This window comes from Pseudomonas sp. SIMBA_068, from assembly GCF_046534705.1.
In the GTDB taxonomy this organism is placed as follows: Bacteria; Pseudomonadota; Gammaproteobacteria; order Pseudomonadales; family Pseudomonadaceae; genus Aquipseudomonas; species Aquipseudomonas putida.
This window is the reverse complement of the sequence record NZ_JAWRYI010001385.1, coordinates 1-244: the sequence shown is the minus strand read 5'-3', so window position 1 is coordinate 244 and position 244 is coordinate 1. Positions and strand designations below refer to the sequence as shown.

At 53.3% G+C, this 244-nt stretch carries 1 protein-coding gene; it reads left to right on the top strand.

What is annotated here, in order from left to right:
* Positions 1-112: 112 nt before the first annotated feature.
* A partial coding sequence (locus SB756_RS34155) for a VOC family protein (protein WP_410913766.1) occupies positions 113-244 on the top strand: 132 nt, incomplete at its 3' end.

The window sequence follows — 244 nt, the reverse complement described above, 5'->3', positions numbered from 1 at the left end:
GAAGAGGGCGAGTATCGCGTCCGCGTGCTGAAAAACGACCTCGCATAAACCTTTAAACGACTATCAGCGGCAGGGTGTCTGCGGACAGCCTGCCCGAATCAGGTAATTGAACATGTTGCAGTTAACCGCTATTCACCACATCGCCATCATCGCCTCTGACTATCAGCGCAGCAAAGCATTCTATTGTGACGTACTGGGTTTCCGTCTGATGGGCGAATATTACCGCGAAGCGCGGGACTCCTGG